The sequence below is a fragment of the Acinetobacter sp. NBRC 100985 genome (genome assembly GCF_000241225.1).
Lineage (GTDB): Bacteria > Pseudomonadota > Gammaproteobacteria > Pseudomonadales > Moraxellaceae > Acinetobacter > Acinetobacter venetianus.
In genome coordinates this window covers 56,662-74,508 of record NZ_BAEB01000036.1, presented here as the reverse complement: position 1 = coordinate 74,508, position 17,847 = coordinate 56,662, and the positions used below count along the sequence as shown (strand labels likewise).

Annotated in this window: 16 protein-coding genes; 12 read left to right on the top strand and 4 right to left on the bottom strand. The window is 37.0% G+C overall.

Features of this window, described 5'->3' with window-relative positions; genetic code table 11:
• Nucleotides 1-65 precede the first annotated feature (65 nt).
• Nucleotides 66-1,124, top strand: coding sequence for an AraC family transcriptional regulator (locus ACT4_RS13220; RefSeq protein ID WP_007482883.1), 1,059 nt, complete (start codon nt 66-68; stop codon nt 1,122-1,124).
• A gap of 280 nt (nt 1,125-1,404) precedes the next feature.
• Here the strand turns inward: ACT4_RS13220 and ACT4_RS13215 are convergent, their stop codons facing one another.
• Nucleotides 1,405-2,820 (bottom strand): PLP-dependent aminotransferase family protein, encoded by a 1,416-nt coding sequence (locus tag ACT4_RS13215; protein WP_007482881.1) that lies wholly within the window; start codon nt 2,818-2,820, stop codon nt 1,405-1,407.
• A 223-nt stretch (nt 2,821-3,043) separates the two neighbouring features.
• Between ACT4_RS13215 and ACT4_RS13210 the strand changes: the two genes are divergently transcribed.
• Nucleotides 3,044-3,862 (top strand): hypothetical protein, encoded by an 819-nt coding sequence (locus tag ACT4_RS13210; RefSeq protein WP_007482879.1) that lies wholly within the window; start codon nt 3,044-3,046, stop codon nt 3,860-3,862.
• Nucleotides 3,863-3,902: 40 nt separating this feature from the next.
• The gene (locus ACT4_RS17120; protein WP_007482876.1) at nt 3,903-4,070 is read left to right on the top strand and encodes a cbb3-type cytochrome oxidase assembly protein; all 168 of its coding nucleotides are present in this window, start codon (nt 3,903-3,905) and stop codon (nt 4,068-4,070) included.
• A 76-nt stretch (nt 4,071-4,146) separates the two neighbouring features.
• Here the strand turns inward: ACT4_RS17120 and ACT4_RS13205 are convergent, their stop codons facing one another.
• The gene (locus tag ACT4_RS13205; RefSeq protein WP_007482874.1) at nt 4,147-5,151 is read right to left on the bottom strand and encodes an AraC family transcriptional regulator; all 1,005 of its coding nucleotides are present in this window, start codon (nt 5,149-5,151) and stop codon (nt 4,147-4,149) included.
• A gap of 165 nt (nt 5,152-5,316) precedes the next feature.
• On the opposite strand from ACT4_RS13205, the gene ACT4_RS13200 reads away from it, so the two are divergent.
• The 6 genes from ACT4_RS13200 (at nt 5,317) to ACT4_RS13175 (ending at nt 12,932) form a co-directional block, all read left to right on the top strand.
• Complete coding sequence (locus tag ACT4_RS13200; protein ID WP_007482872.1) at nt 5,317-6,315, top strand: putative solute-binding protein; 999 nt, start codon at nt 5,317-5,319, stop codon at nt 6,313-6,315.
• Nucleotides 6,316-6,386: 71 nt separating this feature from the next.
• Nucleotides 6,387-7,298, top strand: coding sequence for a metal-dependent hydrolase (locus ACT4_RS13195; RefSeq protein ID WP_007482870.1), 912 nt, complete (start codon nt 6,387-6,389; stop codon nt 7,296-7,298).
• A 140-nt stretch (nt 7,299-7,438) separates the two neighbouring features.
• Complete coding sequence (locus ACT4_RS13190) at nt 7,439-8,446, top strand: putative solute-binding protein (RefSeq protein WP_007482868.1); 1,008 nt, start codon at nt 7,439-7,441, stop codon at nt 8,444-8,446.
• Nucleotides 8,447-8,655: 209 nt separating this feature from the next.
• Nucleotides 8,656-11,064, top strand: a complete 2,409-nt coding sequence (locus ACT4_RS13185; protein ID WP_007482867.1) for an FdhF/YdeP family oxidoreductase — start codon at nt 8,656-8,658, stop codon at nt 11,062-11,064.
• Between the two features lie 52 nt (nt 11,065-11,116).
• On the top strand, nt 11,117-11,905 hold the full coding sequence (gene fdhD, locus ACT4_RS13180) for a formate dehydrogenase accessory sulfurtransferase FdhD (protein ID WP_004880221.1): 789 nt from the start codon (nt 11,117-11,119) through the stop codon (nt 11,903-11,905).
• A gap of 85 nt (nt 11,906-11,990) precedes the next feature.
• The gene (locus tag ACT4_RS13175; protein WP_007482865.1) at nt 11,991-12,932 is read left to right on the top strand and encodes a Dyp-type peroxidase; all 942 of its coding nucleotides are present in this window, start codon (nt 11,991-11,993) and stop codon (nt 12,930-12,932) included.
• Between the two features lie 45 nt (nt 12,933-12,977).
• Here ACT4_RS13175 and ACT4_RS13170 read toward each other — a convergent pair whose 3' ends face one another.
• Together ACT4_RS13170 and ACT4_RS13165 are read right to left on the bottom strand one after the other, a co-directional pair.
• On the bottom strand, nt 12,978-13,373 hold the full coding sequence (locus tag ACT4_RS13170) for a thioesterase family protein (protein WP_007482862.1): 396 nt from the start codon (nt 13,371-13,373) through the stop codon (nt 12,978-12,980).
• A gap of 14 nt (nt 13,374-13,387) precedes the next feature.
• Complete coding sequence (locus ACT4_RS13165) at nt 13,388-14,026, bottom strand: TetR/AcrR family transcriptional regulator (protein ID WP_007482861.1); 639 nt, start codon at nt 14,024-14,026, stop codon at nt 13,388-13,390.
• A 488-nt stretch (nt 14,027-14,514) separates the two neighbouring features.
• Here ACT4_RS13165 and ACT4_RS13160 point away from each other — a divergent pair, with 488 nt between their 5' ends.
• From ACT4_RS13160 to ACT4_RS13150, 3 genes are all read left to right on the top strand, one after another.
• Nucleotides 14,515-15,474, top strand: a complete 960-nt coding sequence (locus ACT4_RS13160) for a metal-dependent hydrolase (protein ID WP_004880212.1) — start codon at nt 14,515-14,517, stop codon at nt 15,472-15,474.
• A 306-nt stretch (nt 15,475-15,780) separates the two neighbouring features.
• The gene (locus ACT4_RS13155) at nt 15,781-16,755 is read left to right on the top strand and encodes a metal-dependent hydrolase (protein WP_004880208.1); all 975 of its coding nucleotides are present in this window, start codon (nt 15,781-15,783) and stop codon (nt 16,753-16,755) included.
• A 37-nt stretch (nt 16,756-16,792) separates the two neighbouring features.
• Nucleotides 16,793-17,617 carry an SDR family oxidoreductase gene (locus tag ACT4_RS13150; RefSeq protein ID WP_004880207.1) on the top strand — a complete coding sequence of 275 codons (825 nt, stop codon included), beginning with the start codon at nt 16,793-16,795 and terminating at the stop codon, nt 17,615-17,617.
• The last annotated feature ends 230 nt before the right edge of the window (nt 17,618-17,847 follow it).

The following is a 17,847-nucleotide window of genomic DNA, read 5'->3' as shown; positions in this document are numbered from 1 at the left end:
ATAAGACTCGCTCAATAGGTGAGACTATGCCATATTAATGATCATTTTAGGACATGAGTAACTTTATGCGTGATCCTTTTGGGTTATTCCAAGAAACAATTTCAGTGTCATATGCGCACATATTATTAGAAATCACTCATGAGTATGGTATTGATTATCCAACTGTTTTATACAACAGCGGTCTTGTCCTCTCAGAAATGAAACATGCTGATGCCAAGATGAGCGCGCATCAATGGTCTAAATTGGTAGTTAACGCATTACAACTCACGGGTAATCATCGTCTTGGAATTGAATATGGGCAGAAGTTGCGCCCAACGTCTCATGGCGCTTTAGGATTTGCTTTTTTGAGCTGTGCTGATGTTGAAACTGCTTTGAATCTCTGCCAACAGTATTTCTGTACACGCATTCAAAATTTTGTACCCGAATGTCGAGTTGAAGAGGACTTTGTCTATGTCTATTTAGATGATGTTCATCCTGTAAAATTAGGCAATGAACAACAATCAGCTCAATTAAGAGCTTTTCTCGTTGAAAGTTTAATTTTTGGAGCAATTCATTTTCTAGCTTTATTTTCACAAGCACTAGCCGAAGAGTGTGATGTGTATTTAGATTGGCTACAATCACAAGATTATACGGCTATTTCATTAGCATCTATTTCTCTGAATTTTAATCAAAAACGAAATGGTTTCAGATTTCCAAAAAAATATCTGCATTGTAAAAATCAAAATGCCGATCAAATGTCTTTTCAGCAGGCACTTTTATACTGTGAAAATGATAAAGGCAAGTTGATTAAGGAAACGCATCGAGACCTACAAAAAAGTATTCGTTTAGAGTTACTCTACAATGCAAGCAATGGTTATCCAACATTACCGATGATCGCTGAACGTTTGAATATGTCTGAAAGAACGATCAAAAGACATTTGCAAGCTCAAGGAACAAGCTTTCTTCAGATATTATCTGAAGTGCGATTTAGTGAAGCAAAAAAGCTATTACAACAACAGCAATATAGTATTCAGGATATCGCAGATATTGTGGGCTATGAAGAAGCCACCAACTTTATTCGCGCTTTTAAAAAGAATTTTGGGGAGACACCAAGTCAGTATCGAAAAAGGTTTTTATTACAATGAATTGATATTATTTTTAAGGCTGTTTAAATAGTAATAAGTGAGTTGAGTGGAGTCTGATCGAACCCCCATCTTGTTTCAGTATAAACCTGCGGTTCGTTCTACCTTACGATACGTTGTTTCTCATTCGGCAAAAGTAAGCAAAACCATTGTCATCCACAAAACCTATTTAATTTTTCACCTACTTTAACTTTGTTGATAAACACGATCTTTTTAATCGCTCGCAGCTTTGGGATGACGTTTCGGTGGATCAAAATTTAAGTATCATTCAAAGAAATTAGTTTCATTCATCTGACATAGAATGCTGAATCGTTTGAATAAACAATTCCAGCGAATACTTAATCTGCTCGCTCCATTCAAAAGAACAATTCATACGAATATAGTGCTGATGTGATGGCAAGACATTAAAAAGAGGACTAGGTGCAACACCTATTTGCTGTTGAATCAATTTTTCATAGACTTGCATACTACTGACTTTTTCAGGGAGTTGAATCCATAGGAAATAACCACTTGGATAATTATAAACTTGGCAATCAGCAGGTAAATGTTGTTTCAGGTAATTAAAAAATTGTTTCTTATTCTTCTCCAAAGCGCGTCTTAATACTCTTAAATGCTTTTCATAATGATGATGCGCTAAAAACTCAACCAGCACGTTTTGAATCAATGCATTTGCAGAAATCGTGCTCATGAGCTGTAGGTGTTGAATATGTTCAGAAAATTTACCCGCATAAACCCAACCAATACGAAAGCCAGAGCCCAAAGTTTTAGAAAATGATGAGCAGTGCAGTACTAAATTTTGCTGATCGTAATATTTCATTGGCAATGGTTTTTTAGAGCCATAAAACAATTCTTCATAGACATCATCTTCAATTAAATGGATTTGATGTTCATGCAAAAGTTTCGCGATTTTATATTTCATTTCATCGCTGACGGTAAAGCCGATTGGATTATGTGCATTCAACATGAACCAGCATACTTTGATTGGATAAGTTTTTATAACGTGTTCAAAAGCTTCAAGATCAAAACCATGTTGAGGATGTTCAGGAATGGTAATAACCTTCAAACCTAAGCGTTCCGCAGCCTGCCATGCGCCATAAAAAATGGTCTGTTGTAATAAAATATAATCGCCCGGCTGCGTAATTGCTTGTAATGAGAGGTTAAGTGCATCTAAGCCGCCTGATGTGATCACAATGTCATCAGCATCGGTCGGAATTCCTTGCATACAATAACGTTGGGCAATCAGCTTTCTTAATTCAAGATTGCCAGGTGGCAGATTGGTGGTCTGATCATAACTATGTCTATTTCGAGACAGTTGTCCCATGATTTGAATTAATTTGGGTGGATAGAGTAATTGGCTATCAGGAAAAGCAGAGCCTAAAGGAACAATCTGTTTTGGCTGAATCGATTTGAGATATTTAAATACAAGTGAGTTGATTTCAATTTTCGGATTTAAAGAAACCACAGAATAAGCTTGTGGGATTTGAGAAGCAATTTGTTCGGCAACGAAATAACCCGATTTTTCTTTAGAGTAAATAAGACCTTGAGACTCTAACTCTTGATAAGCATTCATCACGGTAATTAAGCTAAAACCTGAACGTTGCACTTGCTCTCGAAGAGAAGGCAATTTCGTATGTGGTTGCCATGTACCATTTTCAATGAGTAACTTCAGGTTTTGCGCTAGCTGTTCTGATTTATACATAAAATTTAGAGTCTAAACCTAATCTGTAGTTGTTAGATTTCATAAATAATTATTATTTTATAACAGATTTTTGGTGAGTCATGCATCTGTTATATTTTTTTAGTGTAACTCTGTAGCTATTCAATAACTTTCCAGACGCTCAAAATAACAGCATGAACTCAGAGCATGATTTGAAGGTTTTCATGCTCTAGAAATGATGATTTAGGTTGAATGGTGTATCACAATGTTTATCACGAAAGAACTCAATTCGATCATACAACTGTTCAATGGTGTAGCACCATCGCAAGCTGTACAAGAGCAGTTGCAGTTTGAGTATGTAAATCTTGAAGCGACATTGTTACGAGCAAAGGTGCTAAGGGATTTTTCTAAAGATCAGGTCGCATATATTGCTCAAGCGAAAATCGATGAAAATGATAATAATCTTGGTTATTTATTTGCACCATTTATCATTGCCAATCTAAATCAACCTGTGATCTATAGCACGCCTGTTTCAATGTCTGTTTTAAGCATTTTGAATCAATATTATCAGGCTGAGAAAAATCTAAACCTGAGAATCGAAGAAGTGATTCAGAGTTTAAAACTTCATATTGATTTGGTTGATCAAGTAAACACCGAGCAAGACTTTTTATTTAGTCGTTTGATTAAAGCGCTTTGTCGAGCAGATGTTTCACAGATTTTTTTAATCACGCATTTAACTTTGGATATACAGCAACTGAAACAGTTACAGAAATATTTGAATGTTGAAATCTTTGTTATTAAAGCAGATCGATCTGAGAACCTAATTCAAGATGAAATGATTCATCTCAGAAAACTACTGTTCAAGAACAAAGATGAGATGCACAAAGAGGTGTGCGGTTTGTATTCAAATCTAAACGCAAATTTGGTCTCTCAAACTGGAAATTTTAATCATTCACAAGCCAAGCATTTGATCGAAGATATGTTTTATTCAGAGCATATCTTTGAAAAATTGTCGGTTTATGCCGAGTATCTACAAACCCGTATTCAAAATGGTGCAAGTTATAAAGCCTTATCCATTGCCTGAATTGAATAACTGAATTTTGTATATTTTAGGAGTAAAGCTCATGTCACAAGAGCAATCAAAATTTCCATATTTAGCAGTTGGCATCAGTATCTTATTAGGTTGTTTGTTTCTCGTCTTTTTCTTTATCGCTATCAGTCATCAACCTGATTATATGCCTTCGCAACAGCAGAAACAGACTACTGTAGAGGTTAAAAATTCAACTCAATAAGCCTGTCGAAGTTTTAGATCAGTTTCTCTCTTACTGGCAATCTGAGCGCTTGCCAGTAATTTTTTTATACTAAAAATTAGTATCGTCTTGGTGATTTTCCTGTCCAGCGTTTAAAGGCTCGTGAAAAATTTTTGGTATTGGTGTATCCGAGGTGATTGGCAATATTTTCAAGAGATAAGCTAGGGTTTTTGATCAGTTGAATGGCTTTTTCACAACGGATTTTGTCCACTAATTCTCGAAAATTTGTACCCTCAATTTCTAACTTTCGTTGTAAGGAACGTTCAGAGATTCCGATTTTTTTTAAAATGTCAGATAGAGGACTGATGCCCATTGCCTCATCATAGATGAGATCTTGTATCGAGCTACTAAAGCTATTTTGTCTTAATAACTTACGCAATTGAGACTTACATTCTTCTCGTGATAAGCGCTCTGCAATTGCATCTGCATGGAGTAATGGAAAATCTAAAATTTCTTTATTAAATTCTAAGCGCGTCATTGGACGATTAAATCTGACCTCGCCAGGAATTAATGGGAGTAATTTATCAAAATAATCTGGTTTACTAAATTGTACGTCCGCGAACCCGCTTAATTCTTGTCCTGAAATGCTTTTTCCCATCTGTGCAAATCCAAGCAATAAAGCAATTTGGATGACTTCGTCTAAATAATAACTCTCAGTTTGTTCGAAGATGATTGCAGCATGATCATCAAAAACTTCGAGCTTTATTTTATGAATGCTAGATTGAAGTGAAATAAACTCTTGAGCAATATTCAGTGCTTGCTTGACATTCCCAGCGAGCATTGCAGTCATACCCATCAACCCATGACAGGTAATTGTCATTTGCATACCTAAATAAAACCCAAACTCTAAATTTGGAACTTTTGTTAAATCTAATGCACGTTTCAATATCCCCATGACGATTTTGGCATCAGCACGCCATAACGGTTGTAGCAATTGATCCGTATTAAGACCTGATCCAGCTAATAATTCATCTGCTGAAATATTCCAACGAGAGACCACATCGACCATTAATGCGATATATGTTCCGGGAACAGTCTTCTCAATTTTTGTATTTATTGCCATAAAAACCCATGTCGGAAAATGATACTAAAATGGCTTATTCAGAACTATTACAACATTTTCTTTTATTGAAAAATAGCCATGTCAGCAAAGTCTACTTGACTTTAATCAACGTAAATTACTGCCGTGATGTAGAAAAATACATTCCAAATATTGCTAGGGTGGGGAATGAAAAAAGGAATTTTGATTACCGCGATAACAATTTATTCAACGACTGTACAAGCCAAAGTGGATGTTTGTGTATTTGATCTGCTCGGTAAATCAGGTGAGGCTTATAAATCAGTAGAAGAATGGGCACTTGCTGCAAAAGCTTGGAATGCAGACTTAAATTTAATTCCTTATCAAGATGAAGCCAAAGCACAAAATGATTTTGATACAGGCAGGTGCGATGGTGTTGCGATGACATCTATGCGCGCAAGAAAATACAACAAGTTTGCTGGTTCGATTGATGCATTGGGAGCAGTGACAAATAATTCTATTGCACAAAAAGCGATTACCTATGCTTTAGATCCTCGTAATAAGCACCGTTTAGTAACTAAATTAAATGATGATGAATTTGAGGTCGCTGCAATTGCTCAAATTGGTCTAGCGTATGTTTATGTGCGCGATAAAACGATTAATACAATTGAAAAGGGCAAGGGCAAAAAGTTCGCTTATTTACATTACGATCAAGCACAAAAAATGATTGTAGAGCGTTTGGAGTTGGTTGGTGTCCCATCAGAGATTTCGGACTTTGCTAAGAAATTTAATAACGGCCAAGTGGATGTGATTGCAGCCCCAGCTTATGCCTATAAACCCTTAGAAATTTCCAAAGGTTTAGGAACGAATGGGGCAATATTTGATTTTCCTGTAATTAACTTAACCGCAGACATCATTATCCGACCTAATAAATTCCCTAAAGGTTTTGGACTGAAATCACGGGCATGGGCAATTAAGCAGCTTCCAAAGAATTTTTCCACGATTGCACGTTTAGAAGCGGATATTCCTGCGAAATATAAACAAGCTCTTTCTTCCGAAGATAGACATCGTTACCAAAAGATGATGCGAGATGGCCGCATTGAACTTACACATCTTGGTGTGTATGACCCTGTCATGATGAGAGTTTTAAAACGTGCGCGATGTGCTGTAGAGAGAACCAATTTTGAATGTTCTTTAAGCGGAGAGTAAGCAATGTCATATCCAGTTAAAAGATATTTTCAAGAAGTTAGAAATTTACTAGGTTACAAGTTGAGATCAATATGAACGCACAAACGCAACACCACAAATTGGTTGCACGATCTGTAAAATTTGACTTTTCAAATTCACCAGTACAGTGGATTCCAAATGATCCTATATGCTCACATTTAATTAATGGGATTAACCTAATTTTGCCTGCGGGAGAGTTCTGGTTTTGTCGTGTTTACAATAAGACTCTCCCATATCTGAATAATCCGATATTGATGGATGATGTCAAAGGATTCATTCGACAGGAAGCGACCCACGCTCGTGCTCATCAAACTGCTCAAGAATTCCTGAAGCAACATGATTATGATCTAGAACCTGCTTTTAAAAAAATTAATTGGATATTCACGATTTTGTTAGGTGATCGTCCACTAGGTATTAAAGCATTAGAAAAGAAGTCTTTAGAGCATTTCTGGTTAGTTACTCGGGTAGGTGTTGTTGCTGCGATTGAGCACTTTACTGGTGTGCTTGGACAGTGGTGTATGGACAATACTTCGTGGGATAAAGCAGACCCAGTGATTGCTGATATGTTCCGTTGGCATTTAGCTGAGGAAGTGGAACATCGTTGTGTCGCGTTTGATCTATTTAAAGAAATGATACCGAACCCTGTCTTATTTTATCTTTATCGTCAGTTTTTGATGATGCTTGTTTTTCCTATTTTTATTTACATGCTAGCTGATATCGCGCGTGATTTAGGCAAACAAGATCCTGATACAAAGATACAAAAGATTTTTAATCGCAACTTTTTCAGATTATTACCGATTTATCAGAAACAAGCGAAAGCAACAGACAATGCTCCGACATTAACGTTTATCACGAAAGCAATTGTTCGTTGGATTTCACCAAACTTTCATCCTGAAACTGAAGGGAATACAGAACAGGCTTTAGATTATTTAGCGCGTTCCCCAGCTGTTCAAGCAAACAGATGAAGGTGTTTTCTTTATTAAGAATAAACACGGTGATTTATCTGTGTGAGTTTAAAAATGATCTGGATGATCATTTTTAATTAAAAAAGTTTTAACTATTGAATGTATAAAAACAAACATTATGTTTGTGAAAGGAAGTAAAAATGAAAAAAATGGCTTTTACGCTCGCAACGACTTCAATTTTAGCGATATCTGCTTCAACTCAAGCGGCAGTAGATGTATGTGTGTTTGACTTATTAGGCAAGTCAGGCGAAGCATATAAAGGAATGCAAGACTGGGCTTTAGCCGCAAAAGGTTGGGGCGCAGATATAAATCTCGTGGCACTTACAGATGAACAGGTTGCTGACAATAATTTTAAAGCAGGTAAATGTGATGCAGTTGCAATGACCTCTATGCGCGCACGACCATATAATAAGTTTGTTGGATCAATTGATTCTTTAGGTGGTGTTCCGAGTGATGAAATTGCAAAACGAGCGATTACATTTGTTTCCGATCCACGTAATGCGGCGAAAATGACAACCAATCTTAGCGGCAATAAATATGAAGTTGCAGGTATTTCTCCTCTAGGTTCAGCATTCATTTTTGTTCGTGACAAAAGCATCAATTCGATTGAAAAAGCAGCAGGTAAAAAATTTGCAGTATTAGGCTATGACGATGCTCAAAAATTAATAGTTCAGCGCGTAGGTGCTCAAGCTGTACTTTCAGATATTTCGAACTTCGCTGCCAAGTTTAATAATGGTCAGGTCGATATGATTGGTGCGCCAGCATACGCTTATAAACCATTAGAGTTAAGTAAGGGTTTAGGCACAAATGGGGTGATGTATAATTTTCCTGTATTACAAGTGACAGCAAATCTTGTTTTACGTCCTGAGAAATTCCCAGCAGGTTTTGGGCAGAAATCTCGAGATTGGTTTGTCAAACAACTACCTAAAACTTTTGCTACCATCAAAAAGCTAGAAGCTGAAATTCCTGCAAAATATAAAATGAATTTAACAGCAGAAGATAAACTCAAATATCAAAAAATGATGCGTGATGGACGTATTGAGCTAACACAACGTGGGATCTACGATGTCAGTATGATGAGTGTTTTAAAGAAAGCTCGTTGTTCAGTCGATAAAGCCAATTTTGAATGTTCTTTGTCGGGTGAATAGTAGAATTTTAATGAACTGTTTTTAAGCAGCTGAATCAATTTTTTACATAGCATAATGAACGAAAAAATTATGATAAAAGCTTAGTTTCACTAGGCTTTTTTCTATTTTATAGATGAATGATCACACAAAACAAAAATAGAAAATAACCTCATTTCATGTTAAGTGTAATAACCATAGGCACAAATGACAGCTCAGATGAGGGCGATTCCATGGATAATTCAGAACAGACCATAAATACGCAAGAAAATAATGGCTACGCTCGAATTGAGCCATATACTCAACCAGCTGGTGGATGGGGCGCATTGCTGAGTGTCGCTCGAAACCTTAAACGGCAAGATATCTTAAAAAAGGGTTCTATTACCTTACTGAATATTAATCAACCAACAGGCTTTGACTGTCCAGGTTGCGCATGGCCTGAGAAAAAAGATGCGCATGCATTTAATTTCTGTGAAAACGGAGCTAAAGCAGTCGCATTTGAAGCAACGAGCAAAACAGTTACACCTGAGTTTTTTGCTGAACATACAGTAAGTTGGCTTGCTGAACAAAGCGACTTTTATTTGGAAGATCTCGGACGTTTGACTGATCCGATGCGCTATGATGCTGCGACAGATAAATATGTTCCGATTTCTTGGGATGAAGCATTTCAGTTGATTGCAAAACATTTACAAGCTTTAGAACATCCAGATCAAGCTGCTTTTTACACCTCTGGTCGCGCAAGTAATGAAGCTGCATTTCTATACCAGCTGTTTGTCAGAAGCTTTGGAACGAATAATTTTCCTGATTGTTCGAATATGTGCCATGAAACCACAAGTGTCGGTTTAAAAGATTCGATTGGTTTAGGTAAAGGTACGGTTATCCTCGACGATTTTGACGAAGCCGATGCTATTTTTAGCTTTGGCCATAATCCCGGAACAAATCATCCACGAATGCTCGCAACACTGAGAGAAGTATCTAAACGTGGTGGCAATATTATTGCAATTAACCCAATTAAAGAGCGTGGTTTAGAACGATTCCAAGACCCTCAAGCGCCTTTAGAAATGATGACGAATGGTAGTACGCCAATCAGCCGATATTATTTTCAACCAAAAATTGGTGGAGATTATGCATTACTGTTTGGCGTAATGAAACATTTGTTGGAATGGGATAAAAAAGCCATTGCGAAAGGCAAAGCAAGCGTATTTGATCGAAGTTTTATCGAGATGAATACAGTTGGCTTTGATGAAATGCTTGCTGAAATTGATCGTACAGAATGGTCAAAAATTCATAAGTACACAGGATTGTTACCCGAACATTTAGAATCGATTGCCAAAATGTTCCTCGACTCTAAAAAAGCGATTTTCTGTTGGGGAATGGGAATTACTCAACATCGTCATGGAACAGCCAATATCCATATGCTCGCAAATCTGTTGTTAGCTAGAGGACATATTGGTCGTCCGGGTGCTGGTTTATGTCCAGTTCGTGGTCATAGTAATGTTCAAGGTGATCGAACCATGGGCATTAACGAAAATCCTAGTGAGCAAATGTTAGATAGTATTGATCGTGTATTCGGCATTAAATCACCTCGTAAACATGGTCATGGTGTCGTTGATACGATTAAAGCGATGTATGAAGGCGATGTTAAAGTCTTTATTGGGCTAGGCGGTAACTTTGCGGTTGCAACACCTGATACGCCTTATACGCAAGAGGCATTGCGTCGTTGCGCTTTGACGACACATATTACAACTAAACTTAATCGAAGCCATTTGGTCTGTGGTCAAGATGCCTTGATGTTGCCTTGTTTAGGTCGTACTGAAATTGATATACAAGTTCATGGTCCGCAAGCGATTTCGGTTGAGGATTCGATGAGTAACGTGCATTTATCTGCAGGGCGTAATCCTCCAATTTCTGAAAATATTTTGTCCGAGCCTGATATTGTTGCACGTATGGCAGAAGCGGCATTGCCTGAAACAAATGTCAAATGGCGTTGGTATATCGAAAGTTATGATCGTATTCGTGACTCTATTGCCGATGTTTTTGACGAGTTCCATGATTTTAATCAGCGTGTATATCAACCGGGTGGTTTTCATCTAGAACATCCTGCTAATCAGCACGTTTGGCATACGCCAAGTGGTAAAGCACAATTCTTGATTACGCCAATAGATGAAGTCTACGAAGATCAAGAAAATCAATATGCTGCGGCATATAGTGAACAGAAAGTTTATACCTTAATGACTACGCGCTCACATGATCAGTACAACACCACTTTATATGGTTTAGATGATCGTTATAGAGGTGTATTTGGGCAGCGCCGTGTATTGTTCATGAACCAAACAGATATTGATGAAGCTGGATTTGTAGCAGATCAGTGGGTTGATATTGAGAGTGTATTCTCTGATGGTGTGAAGCGAATTGTGCATAGTTTCCGTATTGTGCCATACAACATTCCTCAAGGAAGCTTAGCAGCATATTATCCTGAAACAAACCCACTGGTTGCTTTAGGTAGCCATGATAAATATGCAAAAATTCCTGCTTCGAAAAGTGTTCCTGTGATTCTGCACGCAGGTAAAGCACCTGAACATTTTAATTTAGCTGTAGCAGTTGATCCTGAACATGCCAATGAGCGAGTGAGTAATACATAGAACTATTCAGGTAAATAATTGAATAGATTGGATGTAAATTTTAGAGGTCAATGTGGATACACAAACACTGGGCTATGAAACGATGCAAGTGCATCGTTTCCATCGAGATATCTCTGAAAATGAATTGGATTATATTGTTCAAGAATATCCTGTTGCACTGATCTATAACGGTATTTCACATGCTGTCATGATGGCAACGCCATCTGATATAGAGGTATTTGCGAAAGGTTTTAGTCTGTCAGAAGGTATTTTAACGAACCTAAACGAGCTTTACTCACTTGAAATCAGTCAGAATGAACTGGGTGTACAAGTCGATATGACGATTGCATCGCGTGCATTTACAGCTTTGAAAGAACATCGTCGAATGATGGTGGGCAGAACTGGGTGCGGATTATGTGGTATAGAAAGTCTGAAACAACTTTATACAAACCTACCAACTGTAAATACTACAGTGCCTTCTAAATGGTTGGGTCAAATTCCAGATGCAATCGCGCAGTTAAAAGTACGACAAAAAATCAGTGAATTAACAGGTGGTGCGCATGCTGCCGCTTGGGTAGTCAAAGGACAAATTATTGCTTTATTTGAAGATGTTGGCCGTCATAATGCATTAGATAAATTGCTAGGTTACTTAGCTGAGCAAAAATTAAATGTTGCAGATGGATTTGTGGTGATGACCAGCCGTGCCAGTTATGAGCTGATCCGAAAATGTGCACAATACAATATTGGTCTATTGGCAACTATTTCTGCGCCAACCAGCATGGCAATTGAAATGGCTAAAAAGTTAAATTTGACTTTGGCTAGTTTTTGCCGTGGAGAAAGTTTCGTTATTTACACCGAATAATAGTAAAAATTTGTGATTATCTCGCTAACTTATTCTGTGACTTGTGTAGGATAGGTTATTAATTTCTATCCCATTATTAACATTTATGAATACAACATTAAGACCACAGCCAGTGATTAATAATCTTTCTGGGGAAAATGCTTTATTTATTGTTCTTGGAATTCAAGATCAGGCGGATATTTCTGAAATTATTGACTTTTTAGCGAACTTTTCAGCATTGGTCAGAAGTTTGACCAATCGTTTTCCAAATGGAAATTTTAGTGCGTCCGTGGGGATTGGTTCAAAAGCATGGGATCTTTTATTTCCAAGTTTGAATAAACCTAAAGAGTTGTATGAATTTCAGGAAATAAAAGGTGAGAAGCATACTGCTGTAGCAACTGCGGGTGATTTATTTTTTCATATTCGTGCTAATCAAATGGCGATTTGTTTTGAACTTGCTTCTATTCTGCACGATCAACTCAAAGAAACAACCTATCCAATTAGTGAAACTAAAGGTTTTAGATACTTTGATGGGCGTGCAATTCTTGGTTTTGTTGATGGAACTGAAAACCCTGAACATGAAATTGCTAAAGAAATTGCCTATGTGGGACAAGAGGATGCTGAGTTCCTTGGTGGTAGTTATGTTTTTATCCAAAAATATTTACATAACATGGAAATGTGGAAAAGCTTAACTACTGAACAACAGGAAAAAGTCATTGGTCGTAAGAAGTATGATGATGTTGAATTAGGTGATGATGTTAAGCCACAGAATGCACACAACGTAGTTAGCAAAGCACATGATGCAGAGGGCAATGAGCTAAAAATTCTTAGAGCCAATATGCCATTCTCTAATCCAACGGAAGGTGAGTATGGCACTTTCTTTATTGGTTATTCTCGTTCATTTAACATCACGAAAACTATGCTTGAGAATATGTTTCTTGGTAAAGAAAATGGTCACGTTGACCGTATCCTTGATTTCAGTACTGCTGTTTCAGGGAGTTTATTCTTTGTTCCAACATTCGATTTTCTTGAAGATTTAGGCGAGTAAATTTGATCCGCTGAAATAATTAAAGTTGTTCCAGTGGAAATATATTTATTGGTTAGTCATACATTGTTGTAACTTGGTACGGAATTGATCTGGAATACGATCTGATTTTTGAGTACTAAAATTAAAATAGACCTGAACGGCTTTGCCTCGTGCTACGCAATGATCATTTTGCCATGCTTCATGTGCAACGACGAAAGATGAATTTCCGATGTGTTCAATCCATGTTTTGATTTCGATGTTTGCGCCATAATAGATTTGAGCAACAAAATCGACTTCAACTCGTGCAAGAATCAAAGGCAGATTTTTAATTTCCATACTTGGGTTAAATAATCGGAAAATCGGTTCTCGTGCTGTTTCAAACCAACCTGTGATCACAGTATTGTTGATATGTCCGAAAGCATCTGTTTCATAGAATCTTGGCGTAATTGAAAGGTTAAACATTGTTTTTTACTCTGTTATACATGTGTTAAGGTCGTTTCTCTTTCAGCTCTAGCAAGTTCTGTTTCGATGTAGCTGATGATCATTGTACTCAAACCTTTCACCATTTCATCGAAGCTAATTTGTGGATTTGGTAAGATTAAATGACGCGCGACATTGAAAATACTACTATTAATACTGATATATGCTGTCACGCTGAGGTTATTCACTTTTAAATAACGTGGATGACGAATCATATATTTCATTAATACTTCCATCAGCGCCATTTCGATCTGACCAATGTATTTTTCGTATTTCAGCTCTGTCGCGTAACGCAGACAAATCAGATAACGATCATCATCGCGTGTGAGTAAGTCTCTGAATGTATAAAAGATCATTTGAAACAATGGTTCTAGTTCTTGCTCAATGATAATCGGAGTAAGCTCTTTCACCATATCCAAGACTTCTTTGACAAAGGTTTTTGCCATAGCGTCATATATTTCTTCCTTATTCTTAAAATACTCATATAGCGAGCCGACACTCACTCCAGCTATATCAGCAATGTGTCTTGTGGTTGTGCCGCTAGTACCGTTAGTTGCAACTGCAATAAAGCCAGCTTCAATAATCGTGTCTACAGTCACTTTTGAACGTGACTGACGTGGTTTTCGAGTTGCCATAATATCTTATTATTAAAATCCGAACATAACGTCAGATTAACATAACCGTCATAAGCATGAAAGATAGGCTTAAATAATCCGAACAAATAAAATTACATGTTTTTTATTTTATGAGATTTAACTGTAATGAATCTGTGTAAACCAATTAAAATTTAAGGTCTATAAATTACGAAAAATAAAATTTAAATTTAATAATATATTGATATTTAATAATTAATTGTGTTTTTTATATAAATTTTTTATCTGATAAAAATCATAAAAAGTTATTTCAATAAAATTAAAAGATGACTGTTTAAGTGAAGAATTTACCCGAATTGAATCCGAACATAAGATCGGTTTACATTGGTTTTAGTGAAGAGTTAGGTTCACAAAAATCTCCCGAATATTTTTTCGTAACTTAGCAAGTTATTGAGTTAGACGAAAAGAGATAATCCTGAACCAAATGTAAAAGGGCAAATGACGCTCAAGTGAAGTAGGTAGGTGTAGCCATGGTTACTAGCACATTAAAGAAAGGTTTAAGTTTATTTAAATCTAACCCAATAACTGAGCAAATTGATTTTGCGAGTAAAAAAAGTATTCCAATTCGTCACTTAGCAATCGGATTTGATGGCAAACAAATTGATCTTTCATTCTATATGAACAATCAGTTTGCTACGATTTTTTTCGCGACACTTTCAGTGTTTTTGACATATGGCGAAGACTTAGTTATTGAGACTGCACGTCATCATCGCGATATGTTGAAAGATCCAATTTTAAAGCAACGTGTAACATCATTAATTGGTCAAGAAGCAATTCATTCAAAATTGCACAATGAATTTAATGATGCAATTGTTGATCTTGATTATCCAGTTAGGTTGTATCGCTTCCTTGGCGAACAATTTTTCGATCATATTTTCCTCAGATTTCCTCAACCGCTAAAACTTTCACTCATGGCTGGGATTGAACATTTTACTGCCGTTTTAGCCGAATACATGATGGCGCATGAGCAGAACTTCTATTTCTCTGATGACGCTAAAACTCGTGCTTTGTGGATGTGGCATATGTTGGAAGAGTCGGAGCATAAAGATGTAGCGTATGACGTTTATCAAACTTTAAATGGTAATTATGCATTACGTGTTGGAGGTTTCTTCCTTGCATATTTCACCATTCTTGGCTTGATTCCATTCTCCGCAACGATGGTTCCTTTACTACGTAAACCACAAGAATTGTTTACATCAAAATTCTGGCGTGACGCACGTCGTGGCGTAAAGCTTATTTTTAGCCCGAAAGACGGTGTATTTGGTAGTACGCAAGGTCGAATTTTTGACTATTTACGTCCTGATTTCCATCCAAATGATCATGATGCAACTGAGTATTTTGAATACTACGAGAAAAAGTTGTTGTCTGAAGGTGGTGCGTTACATCCATTCTTTGTTAAAGAATTTACGCCAAAAGTCCAAGCGGCTTGATTTCTAGTACATTTTTAATCGTTAGTGTGCAATGAAATTTAATCATTTGAATTGGCAAAAGTGTTCATGACTTTATGAGCAATTTGGTTCTTGTTGGTCATATTTTGTTAGCGCACTATGCGGTGAGATTACTTAGAAAAATTCAATTTGAAATGACTTTTGACAAGTATTCATAAGCCCGTGATCTAACGTGATTTTCAGCATCGAATTGTTAAAGTTTCAGAAATAATCTTATAGACAATTTTACGATTCAAATTGATTTGCTGTGCATCGATTTTACTTTTTACTCTCAGTGGGGATCAAACCATGGTCGCTCAAGTTTTACGAAATGTTTTCTCAGACAAATTGAGTACTAAATATCAGGGAATTATTCAAAATTTTGCGAATAAGTCTCCGATACCGATTCGCCATTTTGATTTTAAATTTAATCCAGATGAATTGGATGAGAGGTTCTTTTTAAATAAAGAATTAGCGACATCATACTTTCATGCATTGTCTATTTTTCTGACTTTTGGTGAAGATGTTGTTATTGAAACCGCGCGTCATCATCGTGAGTTTATCCAAGATCCGATTTTAAAACAAAGACTGACTTCGCTGATCGGGCAGGAAGCAATTCACTCCAAAATCCATAATCAATTCAATGATGAAGTATTGAAAGAAAATGGTTATCCAGTGGATTTACTTCGTGCGATTGCAGATAAGGTGTTTGAGTACGGAATTTATAAGTTACCAAATGCTATGCAGCTGTCATTGATGGCAGGTATTGAACATTACACGGCTGTTTTAGCTGAGTTCATGATGCAACATGAAGATTACTTGCTGGGCTCACAAGATGAAAGACAGCGTGCGATGTGGATGTGGCACATGTTGGAAGAGTCTGAACATAAAGATATTGCCTATGATGTGTTTTTAGAGCTGTCAGGTGACTACTGGGTTCGAATCACAGGTTTCTTATTAGCAAGTTTAACCATTCTAGGCGGGGTGTCTTTAGGTGGTTATTTAATGCCATTTGTTCGTAAACCAAGCAATTTAATTAATCCTCGCTACATGAAAGATATTGTTGAAAGTACAGCTTTACTTTTCGGTAGTAAGCGTGGGGTATTCGGCAGTAGTTTCATGCATATTCTTGAATATCTACGTCCTAGTTTCCATCCAAATGACCATGATACGACAGCGTATATGGAATATTACAAAGAGCGCTTATTAAATCCTGAGACAGGTTTATTAAGCCCTTATTTCCTTAAAGAGTTTGTGCCACCTGTTCGTGCAGCATCTGCATAACTTGGTCAATGAAATACAAGATTGTTGGAAAACAAATATGAGATTATTTGGTAAAAAAATAAAGCCTAGCCAAAATGCTTTTGCAGTAGTGACAGGTGCGGGTAGTGGCATTGGTCGTAGTTTTGCACTTGAATTGGCAAAACGTGGTGGCACAGTTGTTTGTTCTGATATTGATTTAGACGCCGCAAAAGAAACAGTGGCTTTGATTGAGGAACTTGGTGCAAAGGCATTCGCAGTCAAATGCGATGTGGGCAATGCTAAGCAAGTTGAGAAACTCGCTGAGCAAGCTGAACAGTTGATGCAACATCCTACGACGCTAGTGATTAATAATGCGGGTGTCGGTCTCGGTGGCAAGTTTGATGAAATGACATTAGACGATTGGAAATGGGTCGCAAATGTTAACCTATGGGGGGTTGTCCATGGTTGCCACTATTTTGTACCTAAGTTTAAGCAGCTTGGTCGTGGTGCAATTATCAATGTAGCGTCTGCCGCATCGTATACCGCAGCGCCTGAAATGACGGCTTATAACGTGACCAAAGCTGGTGTTCGTGCTTTATCAGAAACACTTTCAGCTGAACTGAGAAAACATAACATCAAAGTAAATGTGTTGTGCCCAACCTTAGTTCCAACCAATATTATTAAAAATGGCAAAGTTCCGCATAAAGGTCTTTTGGATTATGCATTGACCAATCTGGCATTCACGACGAGCGATAAGGTAGCAAAACTTACTTTAGATCGTTTGGACAAAGACCAGCTTTATACCATTCCACAAATCGATGCCAAGTTGTTCTGGTTAATGAAGCGTACTGCTCCGAATTTATATGCAAAATTCTTAGGTACATCATACCGATTAATGAAATAGCCTAACCAAATGTAAAATCTCTATCGAGTTTTGATACGCGTAATGTTCATCCGCAACCTGCATGGTATCAAAAAGATAATAAGGTTTTATATTCAAGAAACTATTAAATAAATGAAAGTGGTGAACAGGTTTTGCGGATGAAAATGGTTTTGCCTACTTTTCCCGAAAGAAAAGTAGGTCGAGCCGAAGGCTAATGATGAAATTTAGATGAGAACTCGGTAAGACACCGT